Source organism: Ruminococcus sp. AF17-22AC (assembly GCF_003460065.1).
Classification (GTDB): domain Bacteria; phylum Bacillota; class Clostridia; order Lachnospirales; family Lachnospiraceae; genus Blautia_A.
Map to the genome: position 1 here is coordinate 74,081 of NZ_QRXT01000010.1, position 16,048 is coordinate 90,128.

General features: G+C 43.3%; 13 protein-coding genes and 1 riboswitch. Of the genes, 1 reads left to right on the forward strand and 12 read right to left on the reverse strand.

Annotated features, from left to right (window positions below; translation table 11 throughout):
* Positions 1 to 437: 437 nt before the first annotated feature.
* From DWW86_RS13285 to DWW86_RS13330, 10 genes are all read right to left on the reverse strand, one after another.
* The gene (locus tag DWW86_RS13285; RefSeq protein WP_117943655.1) at positions 438 to 1,622 is read right to left on the reverse strand and encodes a phosphoribosylaminoimidazolecarboxamide formyltransferase; all 1,185 of its coding nucleotides are present in this window, start codon (positions 1,620 to 1,622) and stop codon (positions 438 to 440) included.
* Positions 1,623 to 1,638: 16 nt separating this feature from the next.
* A complete protein-coding gene (locus DWW86_RS13290) occupies positions 1,639 to 2,352 on the reverse strand; it encodes an IMP cyclohydrolase (RefSeq protein WP_072521547.1) in 714 nt (237 codons plus the stop codon).
* 87 nt (positions 2,353 to 2,439) lie between these two features.
* Positions 2,440 to 2,520, reverse strand: a riboswitch (ZMP/ZTP riboswitch).
* 52 nt (positions 2,521 to 2,572) lie between these two features.
* A complete protein-coding gene (gene guaB, locus DWW86_RS13295; protein ID WP_072521548.1) occupies positions 2,573 to 4,027 on the reverse strand; it encodes an IMP dehydrogenase in 1,455 nt (484 codons plus the stop codon).
* A 68-nt stretch (positions 4,028 to 4,095) separates the two neighbouring features.
* Positions 4,096 to 4,599, reverse strand: a complete 504-nt coding sequence (locus DWW86_RS13300; protein WP_117943656.1) for a DUF6106 family protein — start codon at positions 4,597 to 4,599, stop codon at positions 4,096 to 4,098.
* Between the two features lie 90 nt (positions 4,600 to 4,689).
* Positions 4,690 to 6,315 carry a chaperonin GroEL gene (gene groL / locus DWW86_RS13305; protein ID WP_015540860.1) on the reverse strand — a complete coding sequence of 542 codons (1,626 nt, stop codon included), beginning with the start codon at positions 6,313 to 6,315 and terminating at the stop codon, positions 4,690 to 4,692.
* A 170-nt stretch (positions 6,316 to 6,485) separates the two neighbouring features.
* Positions 6,486 to 6,770 (reverse strand): co-chaperone GroES, encoded by a 285-nt coding sequence (gene groES / locus DWW86_RS13310; protein WP_015540859.1) that lies wholly within the window; start codon positions 6,768 to 6,770, stop codon positions 6,486 to 6,488.
* Positions 6,771 to 7,021: 251 nt separating this feature from the next.
* Positions 7,022 to 7,810, reverse strand: coding sequence for a GTP-sensing pleiotropic transcriptional regulator CodY (gene codY / locus DWW86_RS13315; RefSeq protein ID WP_015540858.1), 789 nt, complete (start codon positions 7,808 to 7,810; stop codon positions 7,022 to 7,024).
* A gap of 130 nt (positions 7,811 to 7,940) precedes the next feature.
* Positions 7,941 to 10,010 carry a type I DNA topoisomerase gene (gene topA / locus DWW86_RS13320; RefSeq protein ID WP_072521551.1) on the reverse strand — a complete coding sequence of 690 codons (2,070 nt, stop codon included), beginning with the start codon at positions 10,008 to 10,010 and terminating at the stop codon, positions 7,941 to 7,943.
* Positions 10,011 to 10,072: 62 nt separating this feature from the next.
* Positions 10,073 to 10,960 (reverse strand): DNA-processing protein DprA, encoded by an 888-nt coding sequence (gene dprA, locus DWW86_RS13325; protein ID WP_117943657.1) that lies wholly within the window; start codon positions 10,958 to 10,960, stop codon positions 10,073 to 10,075.
* A gap of 66 nt (positions 10,961 to 11,026) precedes the next feature.
* Positions 11,027 to 12,547, reverse strand: coding sequence for a YifB family Mg chelatase-like AAA ATPase (locus DWW86_RS13330; protein WP_117943658.1), 1,521 nt, complete (start codon positions 12,545 to 12,547; stop codon positions 11,027 to 11,029).
* A 254-nt stretch (positions 12,548 to 12,801) separates the two neighbouring features.
* Here DWW86_RS13330 and DWW86_RS13335 point away from each other — a divergent pair, with 254 nt between their 5' ends.
* Positions 12,802 to 13,017, forward strand: a complete 216-nt coding sequence (locus tag DWW86_RS13335; RefSeq protein ID WP_015540854.1) for a helix-turn-helix domain-containing protein — start codon at positions 12,802 to 12,804, stop codon at positions 13,015 to 13,017.
* A gap of 83 nt (positions 13,018 to 13,100) precedes the next feature.
* Here DWW86_RS13335 and DWW86_RS13340 read toward each other — a convergent pair whose 3' ends face one another.
* Together DWW86_RS13340 and DWW86_RS13345 are read right to left on the reverse strand one after the other, a co-directional pair.
* Positions 13,101 to 14,027, reverse strand: a complete 927-nt coding sequence (locus DWW86_RS13340; RefSeq protein WP_072521554.1) for a YARHG domain-containing protein — start codon at positions 14,025 to 14,027, stop codon at positions 13,101 to 13,103.
* A gap of 48 nt (positions 14,028 to 14,075) precedes the next feature.
* Positions 14,076 to 16,031 carry a fructose-1,6-bisphosphatase gene (locus DWW86_RS13345; protein WP_117943659.1) on the reverse strand — a complete coding sequence of 652 codons (1,956 nt, stop codon included), beginning with the start codon at positions 16,029 to 16,031 and terminating at the stop codon, positions 14,076 to 14,078.
* Positions 16,032 to 16,048 lie beyond the last annotated feature (17 nt).

A 16,048-nucleotide genomic window follows, 5' to 3' on the forward strand; every position in this document is an offset into this window, starting at 1 on the left:
AGCCCCGTCTATCGCTCTTTTTATTTAAGAGTCAGGATAATTTCCTGATTCTTTTTTATTTTTAATAATGCACCTTTTATTACACAATGCCCTGTTAATCCTATTTCTTATATTATCAGCAACCTTCTATATATTTAATCTTATATTTCCTTCACCAATACCTCCCACTGCTTCGCTTTGCTCCCGTCCCCTATATACAGACCACCCGGTCATTTATGTATCTCGTTGAAAACCTCTGCAGAAAGTTCCAGATTTCTTAGTTGTATCCATCCTGTGTTACTCCCCCAACAATACACTGTCCGAACCTGTGAGTTTGTATTGTTGGGGGAATGCCCTTAACAGGATTGATACATCTTAGAAACCTGCACTTTCGAAGCCGTTTTCATACAGATACATAAATGACCGGGTGGTCGTAATATAAATATATACTCTTTTCTTTAATGATGGAACAGTCTGATTCCCGTAAACGCCATCACCATTCCATATTTATTACATGTCGCGATCACATCGTCGTCTCTGACTGATCCGCCTGGCTGTGCAATAAATTCCACACCGCTCTTATGTGCTCTCTCGATATTATCACTGAATGGGAAGAACGCATCAGAACCAAGTGTTACGCCTTTTAACTGATCCAGCCATGCACGTTTTTCTTCTCTTGTAAAGACTTCTGGTTTCTCAGTAAATCTTCTCTCCCATTCTCCATCAGCAAGCACATCCATATATTCCTCACCGATGAAAACATCGATTGCATTGTCTCGCTCTGCTCTGCTGATGCCGTCCTTAAACGGAAGATTCAGCACCTTCGGACTCTGACGAAGGAACCAGTTATCTGCCTTCTGTCCGGCAAGTCTGGTACAATGTACACGTGACTGCTGTCCGGCTCCAACACCGATTGCCTGACCGTCTTTTACGAAGCATACGGAGTTGGACTGTGTATATTTCAGAATAATCAAAGAAATCTTAAGATCACGTTTTGCCTCTTCTGCAAGAGTTTTGTTGTCAGTTACGATATTGGAGATCAGTTCATCGTCAATTGCCAGTTCCTGACGTCCCTGCTCAAAAGTCACACCAAATACCTGTTTGTGTTCCAGCGGTGCCGGTACATAATCAGGATCAATCTCGATCACATTGTAATTTCCTTTTTTCTTCTGTTTCAGGATTTCCAGTGCTTCTTCTGTATATCCCGGTGCGATCACACCATCAGAAACTTCTCTCTTGATCAGCATTGCTGTATCCTTATCACAGACATCCGAAAGCGAAATAAAATCACCGAAAGAGGACATTCTGTCCGCACCTCTTGCTCTTGCATATGCACATGCAAGCGGAGAAAACTCTTTCCAGTTCATATCATCTACCCAGTAGATCTTTGCAAGTGTCTCTGTAAGCGGAAGTCCTACAGAAGCTCCAGCCGGAGAAACATGTTTGAAAGAAGTAGCCGCCGGAAGTCCTGTGGCTTTTTTAAGATCACGTACAAGCTGCCAGCCGTTAAATGCATCAAGAAAATTAATATATCCCGGTTTTCCGGACAGAACTTTGATCGGAAGATCTTTTCCCTCCTCCATGTAGATTCTGGAAGGTTTCTGATTCGGGTTGCATCCGTATTTTAACTGTAATTCATTCATCTTCGTCTGTTCCTCCTTAGTGGTTTTTGTTTACGATCTTTGTTGTATAAGTACCTGTTGCAATATCAATATAACGTACAAACAGAGAAACTTTGTTGTCTTCATTCAGGCTGTTCCAGAGCAGTTCTGTAAATGCCTCTATATCATCTGGAATATCAACCAGTTTCGGTTCTCCTTCAAAGCTCGGAAGCGGATTTCCGTCACATTTGTATGTATGAATGAAACGGCCTTCGCCGGCAACTGCTTTTTCATAAGCGTATGTATAACGGAGACAGGAATCCGGATTTCCATTATCACTTTTCAGAATGGACATCGCATAGCTGTAATTTCCATTCTCAATGTGCATCACACCGGAAATTCGAGGTGTATAATTCGGTCCATCCGGTTCAAATTCACGAGATCTTAAGGACTGCTCAAAAGTAAGCTGTTTGTCCAGCCCTTCATAAATTGTATCGGTCTGATCACCATTTGTCACGATGGTTTTGTTTCCAAGAACACGCACCGGTGCATAAATGATCAGGCTCGGATCTGTCAGCTTAGAAGGATCAAACGCCTGTGTACGGATACCCTCTCCTTCTGTGACAAATACGCGGTTTCTGCTGTTTTCGCTTCTTCCCATGATAAAGTAAGCAGTTACTGCTTTTGTTCCGTCTGCAGAACGTCCGATGATAATTCCGCGTCCCGGATAAGAATTGCTTTTCAGTTCATTTTCCAGTGAGATTTTTTCCATGATCATTCTCCTTTTTTGTACATAATAGAATCGGATGCGCCACCTTGATTTTAAATCGAAAGTAAAGACCGCCTGGTCAGTCTGTTATCAGGCTGCCCAGGCGGTCGGCACATTCACTTACTGCACTCCCTGTAGTTCATCCTACTTCCGCCAGTCATGCAGTCGTTGTCTTCATAATATACTAATTTATTCAGTTTAGCAAGAACAAAAATTTAAACAATTATTCGTCTACGCTGTAGTTTGGAGCTTCTTTTGTGATATGAATATCATGTGGGTGAGATTCTTTCAGGGAAGCTGCGGAGATTTTTACAAATTTGCCGGTTGTCTTCAGTGTTTCGATATCTTCTGCTCCACAGTAACCCATACCGGAACGAAGACCTCCCATAAGCTGGAATACAGTATCCTCCAGATGTCCTTTGTAAGCCACACGGCCTTCTACACCTTCTGGAACAAGTTTCTTCGCATTCTCCTGGAAATAACGGTCTTTACTGCCGTTTTCCATAGCTGCGATAGATCCCATACCGCGGTATACTTTGTATTTACGTCCCTGATAAAGTTCGAATGTTCCCGGGCTCTCATCGCATCCTGCAAAGATGCTTCCCATCATGCAGACATTTGCTCCGGCAGCAATTGCTTTTGTGATATCTCCGGAATATTTGATACCGCCATCTGCGATGACCGGAATACCGTAGCGGTTTGCCACTTCATAACAATCCATAACTGCTGTGATCTGTGGAACACCAATACCTGCAACTACACGTGTGGTACAGATAGAACCAGGTCCGATACCAACCTTAACCGCATCTACGCCAGCATCAATCAGTGCCTTTGTAGCTGCACCGGTTGCAACATTACCTGCAATTACCTGAAGATCCGGATATGCATCCTTGATCTGGCGTACGGCACGGAGAATGTTTTCGGAATGACCATGCGCAGAATCTACTACGATTACGTCAACATTTGCTTTTACTAGAGCATCTACACGTGCAAGCACGTTGGATGTAATACCAACAGCTGCACCGCAGAGCAGACGTCCCTGCTCATCTTTTGCTGCAAGAGGATATTTGATCTGTTTTTCGATATCTTTAATCGTAATCAGACCTTTTAAATTAAAATCGTCATCTACAATGGGTAATTTTTCTTTACGGGATTTGGCAAGGATTTTCTTTGCCTCTTCAAGTGTGATTCCTTCTTTGGCTGTAATCAGTCCCTCAGAAGTCATGCATTCTCCGATTTTCTTTGTGAAATCAGTTTCGAATTTCAGATCTCGGTTGGTAATAATACCTACCAGTTTCTTGCCTTCTGTGATCGGCACACCTGAAATACGGAATTTTGCCATCAGATTGTTGGCATCTTCAAGTGTATGATCTGCGGATAAAAAGAATGGATCAGTAATAACACCGTTCTCAGAACGTTTTACCTTATCTACTTCCTCAGCCTGTGCTTCAATGGACATATTTTTATGAATGATACCGATACCGCCCTGTCTGGCCATTGCAATTGCCATTCTATGCTCAGTAACTGTGTCCATTCCTGCACTCATCATAGGAATGTTCAGCTTGATTTTTTTCGTTAAGTGTGTTGTAACATCTACCTGATTCGGAATTACTTTTGAATATGCCGGAACTAACAGGACGTCATCAAATGTAATGCCTTCACCGATAATTGTACCCATTGCATTTCCTCCCTTGTATTATGTTGTTTTGATTTTGATTCAAAGTGTAACAAAAAAGAACTGAGGTGTCAATCCAAAAAAACTTTGCTCGGAGCTGAATTTTTGATAGCTTTTGCCATCTCATCATCCGGCTCAATGATGATCCGGCTGTTCTCCCCACCGGCTTTCATGATGATTGCAAAGCGTTTGTGTTCCGGATTTCCCGAAGAATAATCCAGTGTTTTCATGCGGCTGTTTCCGTTGTAATAATCCATTTTGTGGGAATTCAGCGGAGCGATCAGATCTGCTTCTGACAGATTCACAGACATCACTTTTTTACGTTTGGACTTTGCCATAACCATGTCAATGTCAAATTCCCCGTTTACAAAAAGATACTCATACTCCAGATCCGTCCGCGGAATCACAAAATAACATGCAACTCCCAGCGCAATTGCCAGAACCAGAAGCAATGGACTGATAAACAGCCCGGCTCCTGCCGCAAGAATGGTCAGCACGATCAACCCGTACTTAACTATTGTATCCTTTGCTGTCGATTCTTTCTTCACCAGAAATTCTGAATAAAGGTCACTCATATCATCTTCTCCTTAAAGGTATTTTAAATAATTTTATCACAAAAAGGGATCAGCGTCTATGACGCCAATCCCTTAATTTTTGTACTTTATTTACATCATGCCGCCCATTCCCGGAGCACCTGCCGGCATAGCCGGAGTATCTTCTTTGATTGTGGCAACTACAGACTCTGTAGTCAGGAGTGTAGAAGCAACACTTGTTGCGTTCTGAAGAGCACTTCTTGTAACCTTAACCGGGTCAAGGATACCAGCACCTACCATATCTACATATTTCTCATTCAGAGCATCGAAACCAATGCCCGGTTCGGATTCTCTTACTTTGTTGATGATAACGGAGCCTTCCAGTCCTGCGTTTGCAGAAATGTGGAATAACGGAGCTTCCAGAGCTTTGAGAATGATGTTCGCACCAGTCTTCTCATCACCTTCCAGAGTTGTGGCAAGCTCAGCAACTTTTTTAGATGCATGGATGTATGCAGATCCGCCACCTGCGATGATTCCTTCTTCTACTGCTGCTCTTGTAGCTGCAAGAGCATCTTCCAGACGAAGTTTTGCTTCTTTCATCTCAGTTTCAGTTGCAGCCCCAACACGGATAACAGCTACGCCACCTGCCAGTTTTGCAAGTCTTTCCTGTAATTTTTCTTTATCAAATTCAGATTTTGTTTCTTCGATCTGTTTACGGATCTGAGCAACACGATCTTCGATTGCTTTCTTGTCACCAAGTCCATCAACGATAACTGTGTTTTCTTTTGCAACTTTAACGGATTTTGCACGTCCAAGCTGAGCCATTGTAGCTTCTTTGAGTTCCAGACCCAGTTCTTCGGAAATTACCTGACCGCCTGTCAGGATTGCGATATCCTGAAGCATTTCTTTTCTTCTGTCACCATATCCCGGAGCCTTAACAGCTACTACCTGGAATGTTCCTCTTAATTTGTTTACAATCAGAGTTGTAAGTGCTTCACCTTCTACATCTTCAGCGATGATGAGAAGTTTTGCACCGGCCTGAACAACCTGCTCCAGTAACGGAAGAATTTCCTGAATGTTACTGATCTTTTTGTCAGTGATCAGGATGTATGGATCTTCAAGGTTTGCTTCCATTTTTTCCATATCTGTGGACATATATGCGGAAATATATCCACGGTCAAACTGCATACCTTCTACAAGATCAAGCTCTGTATGCATGGTCTTGGATTCTTCTACTGTGATAACACCGTCGTTGGACACTTTTTCCATTGCATCTGCAACTAACTGTCCGACTTCTTCATCACTTGCAGAGATAGAAGCAACGTTTGCAATCTGAGCTTTTCCACTGATTTTCTGGCTCATCTCTTTGATTGCATCTACAGCAGTATCTGTTGCTTTTTTCATTCCTTTTCTCAGGATGATCGGATTTGCACCTGCTGCCAGGTTCTTCATTCCTTCATGAACCATTGCCTGCGCAAGTACAGTAGCTGTAGTAGTACCATCACCTGCTACGTCATTTGTTTTGGATGCAACTTCTTTGATAAGCTGTGCACCCATATTTTCGAATCCGTCTTCCAGTTCGATTTCTTTTGCGATTGTAACACCATCGTTTGTGATAAGCGGAGCACCAAACTGTTTGTCAAGTACTACGTTTCTTCCTTTTGGTCCGATTGTTACTCTTACTGTATCTGCAAGTTTGTTTACACCAGCTTCAAGTGCAGCTCTTGCTTCTGCGCCGAATTTAATTTCTTTTGCCATGATGACTGTCCTCCTGAATATTATTCATAACTGTTCAGTACCCTCTCAGTTACGAGTCAAAATGCATTCCAATTCACCTTCGGTGATAGCATTTTGCCTTGTATGTCTCGGGCTTTTGGCCAAAACATGCCAAATCACCTCGCGGGATACTACCTACTGAATGCTTACTACTATTCTACAATTGCCAGAATGTCGCTCTGTTTTACGATAATGTATTCTTCACCGTCAAGTTTTACTTCTGTTCCTGCATATTTGGAATAGATAACTTTGTTTCCTACAGCAACTTCCATCTTCACTTCTTTGCCTTCAACTACTCCACCAGGTCCTACAGCGATAACTTCTGCCTGCTGTGGTTTTTCCTGTGCCTGTCCCGGAAGTACGATACCGGATTTTGTTGTTTCTTCTGCTTCTAACTGTTTTAATACAACTCTGTCACCTAAAGGTACTAATTTCATGATCTATGTCCTCCTTTATTGTTGCCTTTTTATTACTAGCACTCATTTCGCTTGAGTGCTAATCACTGTCCCTATATTATTGAAATTCGTGATTTTGTGCAACTCTTTTTACAGTCATAAATCAATAGGTTTTTATTTATATTCTTTTATTTTCTCTTATTTTCTCTTGTTTTCTCACTTTCTTATTTTAAGCAAAGAAAAACCTCTCCCAAAATGGGAAAGGCTTTTGCTTTTTGTACGACTATATTCATTTATGAAGATTTTTTATTCCTCTGTGCCTTAATCTCTTCCAGTTCATCAAAGATCACTTCATTCAATACTTTAATGTACGTACCCTTCATTCCGGAGGAACGAGATTCGATAACTCCGGCACTTTCAAACTTCCGAAGTGCATTGACAATAACTGATCTCGTAATACCCACACGGTCTGCAATCTTGCTTGCAACCAGAATACCTTCCTCACCATCAAGCTCATCAAAAATATGAATAATTGCCTCCAGCTCGGAGAATGACAGCGTATTAAATGCGGATTTAACGACCTGCTGCTTACGATCCTCTTCTGCATTTTCTTCATGGACTGCACGCATCATTTCCAGACCGACAACGGTCGTGCCATATTCACTGACAATGATATCCTCTATATCATATGGTCTGTCATTTCTGTACATAAATACAGTTCCCAGACGTTCTCCCGCGATATCGATTGGATTGATGATACCATAGCAGCTGCTGTTTACATGTTCAAAGCCAAGTGTCTGAAGATTTACATTTTCTTTTGTAGATAATACGCCCAGAAAACGTTCATTCAACAGGGAATCAATATGTCCGCCTACGTTGTCCTCGATCAGTTCAGTGATTTCTTCGACACCCGGACACAGACTGATTCCAAGCACTTTACCCTTTTTGCTGAGCACCAGAATGTTAGAGCTTAAAGTTTCCATCAGAACCTGACAGATATCATTAAACACAACTTTACTGGAACTGCTGTTGTGCAAAAGTTTATTAATTTTTCTGGTTTTATCCAACAACTGAACGCTCATTACGGCCTCCTTCTCATGTTTTCTCGATGTTTCTGTCTTTATGTTTTAATTTTACACGTTTTATAGCGAAAACACAAGATATTTTTATATTTTTTTCGATTTTGTCCGCATTTTCAGAAAATTTGTATATTTAGTCTTCTTTAGACTTTTGCTCCACATAACCGCAAGTTGTCTCACTGCAGACAATCTTATTTCCTTTTTCGACCATATAGCTTCCACACTTCGGACATTTCTTTGCCGATGGCTTCTGCCATGACATGAAATCGCATTCCGGATTGTCAATGCAACCGTAATATTTACGTCCCTTCTGAGTCTTTTTCAACACGACATCCTTACCGCACTTCGGACATGCCACACCAATCTTTTCATAATATGGCTTGGTGTTTCTGCACTCCGGAAATCCCGGGCACGCAAGAAATCTTCCATGAGGTCCATATTTGATGACCATGTTACGTCCACAGACATCGCATACCTCATCACTGACTTCATCCTGAATCTCAACCTTTTCCAGTTCCTTTTCTGCCGCGTCAACATCTCGCTTCAGATCCGGATAGAAGTTACGCACAACTGTCTTCCACTGAACCGTGCCTTCTTCCACGCAGTCAAGCAGTCCTTCCATCATCGCAGTAAAACGAACATCTACAATACTCGGGAAAGCCTGTTTCATAATATTATTGACAACTTCTCCGAGTTCTGTCACGTAGAGATTTTTCTGTTCTTTAGACACATAACGACGGCTGATGATCGTTGTGATCGTCGGCGCATACGTACTCGGACGTCCGATTCCCTGCTCTTCCAGCGCTTTTACCAGAGATGCTTCCGTATAATGTGCCGGCGGCTGTGTGAAATGCTGTTCCGGCTTTAATTCTGTCAGTTCCAGTTTCATGCCTTTTTCGAGGCTCTGGCTTAATACATTGCCTTTCTGATTATCTTCTTCCTGCACATACACAGACATAAAACCATCAAATACAATCTTTGAAGCCGCAACTGTAAAGGTATATTCTCCTGCTCCGATTTTTACAGATGTTGTCTCATATTTCGCTGCTGACATGCGGCTGGCAGTAAAACGTTTCCAGATAAGCTGATACAGGCGGAACTGATCTCTGGACAAAGACTCTTTGATCATTGCCGGAAGTCTGGTAATATCGGTTGGTCGGATTGCCTCATGCGCATCCTGAATCTTCTGTTCCTTCTTGACAGTCTTACCTGTAGTGGAAACATAGTCGTCTCCATACTGCGCTTCAATATACTCTCTTGCTGCCTGATCTGCTTCCTGTGAGATTCGCGTGGAATCGGTACGCAGATAACTGATCAGACCAACAGTACCACTGCCCTTGATGTCCACACCTTCATACAACTGCTGTGCCAGACGCATAGTTTTCTGAGTGGAAAAGTTTAACGTCTTGGCAGCCTCCTGCTGCAGAGTACTGGTCGTAAACGGAAGCGGTGCATTCTTGGTACGCTCACCCTTTTTAACTTCTGTGATCTCATACTCCGCATTTTCCAGTGCTTTCAGTATTTTATCCATCTCTGCTCTGTTATGGACCGGAAGCTTCTTATCCGTACCGTAGAATTTAGCCTGCAGAGGTTTCTTCTCTCCCTTTATCTTGAACTCGCCGTCAAGACTCCAGTATTCTTCCGGAATAAATGAATTAATCTCCTCTTCTCTGTCACAGATAATACGCAGTGCAACCGACTGTACACGGCCTGCACTTAATCCTCTTTTGACCTTTACCCACAGAAGCGGGCTGATCGTATAACCTACCATTCGGTCAAGCATTCTTCTCGCCTGCTGTGCATCCACAAGATTCAGATCCAGATCGCGTGGCTGCTTGATTGAAGCTTTTACTGCAGTCTTTGTAATCTCATTGAAGGAGATTCGGCGCATTTTAGACGGATCTTCTTTCAGTGCCTGCATCAGATGCCAGGAAATTGCTTCTCCCTCACGGTCAGGGTCAGTTGCGAGATAAATCTTATCTGCTTTTTTGGCAGCCTTTCTGAGATTTGCCAGAAGTTCGCCTTTTCCTCTGATCGTGATGTATTTCGGTTCAAAATCATTCTCTACATCAATACCGAACTGGCTTTTGGGAAAATCCCGCACATGTCCGTTGGATGCCTGTACATCATAGTTACTTCCCAGAAATTTCTTTATAGTTTTTACTTTCGCAGGTGACTCTACTATCACCAGATATTTCGCCATGCTATCTCTCCTACTTATCCATTATTCATAAAAACTTCCGGGAAAATCATCGTCACCCATTGTTATGTTGTCTTTACGTAGTAGTGTCTGCCGACTTCAAGTGCCAGTCCTGACAATGTCAGTTCCAGCAAAAGACTGCCGATTTTTTCCGGCGGAAGTCCTGTTTTCTGAATCAAAAAATCCATAGATTTTGGTCGTAAATCGAGACAACTATACACCAATTTCAAATCGGTTGCAAGCCCTAAGTCATTTTTTGTCTTTATTTTAACAGGATTTTCATACTCTATTCCCATCTCACGGAGCAGGATTTCCGGTGTGTAAGCAATTCCTGCACCATCATAGATCAGTTTATGACATCCCATACTTCTCTCCTCATTGACCGGTCCCGGTACAGCAAAAACTGCCTTGCCCTGATCCAGGGCCCACTGTGCCGTTATCAGGGAACCACTCTTTTCACATGCCTCTACGATCAGAACAAGATCTGCCAGTCCACTGATAATCCGGTTTCTTGCCGGAAAAAAATAATTTCGTGCTTTTGTCCCCGGTGTCTGCTCGCTGATGATTCCTCCACCTGTACGCAGGATACGTTGATACAGCCCTCTGTTGCCTGACGGATAGCAGATATCAGGTCCGTTTCCAAGAACAGCCCAGGTTCCTCCTCTTCCTTCCAGAGCCCCTTTATGTGCCTCCGTGTCGATTCCGTAAGCCATCCCACTAATGACCTGTACTCCCGCCTCACTTAAGTATCTCGCATACCGAAATGCCTGTATACGCCCGTAAGGAGTTGCCGCCCGCGCACCGACAATCGCTGCTGTCGGTTTTTCCGGATCCGGAAAGTTACCTCTGATATATAACTTCTCCGGCATTCCAGTATACTGACGCAATTTTTCCGGATATTCTTTATCCTTCGCCCCTACTTCCCTGATTGGCATTTTTTGAGTTTCTTCCATATAAATATCTCCTCTATACATTATCTCTTTTACCTGATTTTTATTCTGAATGTTTTTAATCATTTTTCAGTTCCAGTATTTTTTGTCAAAGGAACGATACGATAAAGCTTCCCCTAAATGTTCTTTATTGATATTCTCCGAAGCCTCCATATCTGCAATCGTACGTGCCACCTTCAAAATCCTGTGATACGCTCTCACACTGAACGGCATATGCTGAAATGCCATCTTAAGAAGCCTGCCTGCCGAATCATCCAGATGGCAGAATTTTTCGACCTGCTTTCCGCTCATTTCTCCGTTAAACTGAATCTTCTCATCCTTAAAGCGTTCTTTCTGTATCTGCTGTGCTGCTTCTACCCGCATACGTATCTGTTTCGTGTTTTCGCCAATCTTTCCATTGCTCATCCCATCGAAATCTACCGGTGAAACATCTGCACAGAGATCCAGTCTGTCCAGAAGCGGCTGGCTGAGTTTCCCTAGATATTGCCCTACCTGTGCCGGTGTACATCTGCATCGGTTCATATCCGGATAATATCCACAGGGACATGGGTTCATTGCTGCACACAACATAAAATGTGCCGGAAAATCATACGTTCCATAAACACGCGAAATATGGATCACCTTATCTTCCAGTGGCTGACGCAGGATTTCCAGGCTTCTTCTGGAAAACTCCGGCATCTCATCAAGGAACAGTACCCCTCTGTGTGCCAACGTGATTTCTCCCGGACGTGGATTCCTTCCGCCGCCTGCCAGTGCCTGTGCAGAACAGGTATGGTGCGGACTTCGGAAAGGACGTATCCGGATCAGTGGGTCTTCTGCCGGCAGTAATCCGGCAATACTGTAAATTTTCGTCAGTTCCAGTCCTTCTTCTACTGTAAGCTCCGGCATGATTCCCGGAATTCGCCTGGCGATCATCGTCTTACCGGCTCCCGGCGGACCGATCATCAGAAGATTATGAAATCCACTGACAGCAATCTCGACTGCTCTTTTCAGACTTTCCTGTCCATGGATCTCACAAAAATCCACTGCATTTTCCTGTTTCTCTTTTCTTTTGGTCTCCACTGCCTTTTTATAAGAATCCGGTGCACCAACATAGCGGAGCATCTCCTGCAGATTAGATACACCGATCACTTTCATATCAGGGATCAGATGTGCTTCCCTCAGATTATCATACGGAACTACACAGAAACGACACTTTTCTTCCCTTGCCCGAATGATCATCGGCAGGATTCCAGATACCGCATGGATTTCTCCATTCAATCCGATTTCTCCCGCCATCATTACATTTCCCAACTGTGCTGCTGAAAGCACGCCGGCAGCCGCAAGTACAGCCGCTGCCAGTGGAAGATCAAAACCTGCGCCCTCCTTCCTGATATCCGCCGGTGCCAGATTAACGGTGATCCTCTTGGGTGGAAGCGCGATTCCGTTATTCTTAAGGGCTGTACGTACCCGATCCTGTGCTTCTTTTACCTGAGTCGACGGCAGACCGACCATAGTGAAGGAAGGAAGTCCGTCACTTACATCTGCTTCAACCTTTATGAGATGAACTTCCATTCCTGAAATGGCTGCTGAAAAAACACTTGCAAACATAAATCTCCTTTCTGTCTGTAAATGCTCCCGATTTGCATTTTCTTCTCAATGAACCTCATATAAATCTGTATTTTGTTATATCACTCATGGGATTTTAAAGATTTTAGCCCTCCATAAATAAGAGCGGCAAAAAAGATAGATAGAATTTGTATATAAGCCCTCTGTATTTCATTTCATTATAGTCCATTTTGCTCCCAAACGCAATAGCACATTTCGGTCTGTTTTATAATTGCAAAAAAACAGGAGGTGAGCTTATGAAGTTTCAACGTATTCAGGATCTTCGTGTAGATTCTGACCTTTCTCAGCGACAGCTTGGTGAAATTCTGCATATCAGTCAGCGTTCCTATTCTCATTATGAAACAGGCTCACGTGGCATTCCGATTGAAATGCTCATCCGCCTTGCTGACTATTATGACACAACGATTGATTATCTTGTAGGTCGTACCGACAACAAAGCACCTGTAAAATAGTCATTTCTGTTTCATCAACGAAAAAAAGAGGAAGCCATCCCGATTGGATTGCTTCCTCTTTTTCATTATAAAATCAAAATTTCTCAGTTTCCTTCACTTGCTTTTTGATCTTCCCACTGCTGGATTTTATTAATATTTGCGATTTCATACTCATTAAAAACAGAACCCTGTTCTGCATCAAAAGTCTCCGGATCTATCGTTCCCTGATACCAGGATTTGCTGTTAAAATAGTCCGCAATATAATCCGTCACGAACTGTCTTCCATGACGCGCATAAATCTCATTTTTTGCAAGCTCCAACTGATCTGAGGTATAGTTGGAAATTTCTTCATCTGTAAGATAACGGCTGCTACTCTCCGGGAAGAAATATTCCCCACTCTCCGCGGTGACCTGTGGCTGCTCTTCTGAAGGTGTCGGTGTAGCCGTCGGTTCCGGCGGGTTGATCACGACCTGATTTCTGCTCATGATACAGCTTACATTCGGATACACGGAAGATACCGGCTCTGCTGTAGTCACTCTCAGATAAAGCTGCCCATTATCAAATGTCAGATTACCTGACGCTGAGTTTCCCGCTGAATCACCGAAGGAAAACGCCGCTGCATTGCCGGCAACTTCTGCAGTTATATCCGCAGATACTGCCTGTGTCTGTCCTGCATCCGTCTGATAAAAACTAAATGATACGGTATCCTGACTGATATTGTAAATATTGATTGTTACAAGGCCATCTGTACTGTACCAGTAATCCCAGAAATTATCCGGATTAAACGTAACTCTCTGCTCCGGAACCGGAGTAGGTGTAGCCGTTGGTCTCGGCGTCGGACTTGGAGACGGTATCGCTGTAGGCTCTGCCGTTGGTGTCAGTTTTGCCGCATTTTCAATTGCTTCCTTTTTTTGCTTCGCTTCTCTCGCACTTCTCTGAAAGCTTGCCAGAAGAAGTGCCGCTGCCGCAAACATAATAAAGATCGATATCAGGATAATCAGCAGCATTTTCAGCCTGTTTTTTCTTCTCATTGGTACCACCTCTGTTTCAGTCTTACCTGTTGTGTTTCTTATTTCTGTCTATTTCTTTTCTTTTATGTATCCCTTACGATATGCATCCAAAAGCTGCATAAGTTCTTCAATACGCTCCCGCAGTGCCTTTCCGGTATCAGTGTCACCCACCAGGCGTCTCTTTGACGTATAATGTACGGACACTCTGTTTGATACGATGTCGCTTTCTTTTGAAACGGCATCTTCCTTGGATGTAAACGGTTCATGTGCACTTAAGATCAGCCCGTAAGAGTTGTAAATCAGAGTATAACCTGCAATTCCGGTCACCTTCTGATATGCCTTGCAGAAGCCGCCGTCAATAACGATCACCTTGCCATTGCATTTTACCGGGCTTTCTCCCTCTCCCTGATGTACCGGTACGTGACCATTGATAATATGTCCGTGCTCCGGAGAAAGGTCGAATTCCTGAAGCAGCGTATCCACTACTTTTTCATCTTCAAGCAGATGATAGTATGCACCTTTCGTCTCTTTGTGTGTTTCTTTATCTGCTATAAAATATCTCTCAAATGTGGTCATCTTATCCTTGCCAAATAATGGTGACGACGGACTTGCCCAGATAAACCAGAGAATATCCATCCCTTTTCGCTGTTCCATACTGTCCACTGCAAAAAATGCTCTTCTTACATAAGTCTCAAGTATGTCATACAGTTCACGCCCTTTGTATTTCTTTCCGTAAATCTGGATTTCTTTCAGGCTTCCATCCTCGTTCAACGGAATACATCCATGGAAAAGCAGATTTCCATTATATATCTTGTACAGGCCGCCTTTATCCAGAAGCAGGCGCATATGTTTCTGAAGTTTTTCGCAGTTGCGGAAAGCTGTTTCCATACGTTCTATCACATCACGCTCTCCTGCTGTCAGCTCATATGGATGTTTCCAGTCAATCGTCGGGAATTCTGTATCCAGCATCGGATATTCCTTTCCGTCCGGAAGCGTCACAGTTCCCTTCACCGGATCGATCCTGTGAAGCAGACAACGGTCTTCCATATGGAATTCCCTGTGTCTTCGGATAAGCTGTCCCTCCAGCTTGAACTGAATGATAGAAATCGCTTTGTGCATCTTCTGGCCGAGTTCTTTTTCCAGTGCATTATAATTAGAAGTACCTTTCATCTCAAAAGCACTGCACGGATCATCTTTGTAAACTTCCATGGAAAAGGTTGCAAGCGGCAGCATATTGATTCCATAACCGTCCTCAAGAATGTCAAGATTGCCATAACGAATGCTGTTGCGAAGTACCGTCGCAATGCATGCCCGCTGTCCCACAGCTGCTCCCATCCATACAACATCATGATTTCCCCACTGGATATCAAGGGAGTGATATTTCATCAGACGGTCCATAATAAAATGCGGTCCCGGTCCACGGTCAAAAATATCCCCGAGAATATGAAGATGATCCACAACAAGACGCTGGATCAATTCTGCAAGTGCAATGATAAAATTCTCTGCACGTCCGATCTGAATGATCGTATTTACAATTGAATCATAATACGCTTCTTTATCAAGAACCTCCGCCTTTTCCGTGATCAGTTCCTCGATCACATAAGCATAATCCGGCGGCAGGGCTTTACGTACCTTGGATCGTGTATATTTCGATGCCGTCGTCTTGCAGACTTCGATCAGTCGGTACAATGTAATCTTGTACCAGTTTTCCATATCATCTTCTGTTTTTTTGACCAGCTGTATTTTTTCTTTTGGATAGTAGATCAAAGTTGCCAGCGCTTTCTTATCGCTGTTGCTCAGGGTATGCCCAAATACATCATCTATTTTCTTTCGGACTGCACCGGAGCCATTTCGGAGCACGTGTGAAAACGCTTCGTATTCGCCATGCAGATCCGACATAAAATGCTCCGTGCCTTTCGGAAGATTTAAAATCGATTGAAGATTGATGATCTCCGTAGAAGCCTTCCCGATCGTCGGGTACAGTTCCGCAAGTCTCTGTAAATATCTCAATTCCTCTTTTTTCATGTTCTTCTCCTTTTTGC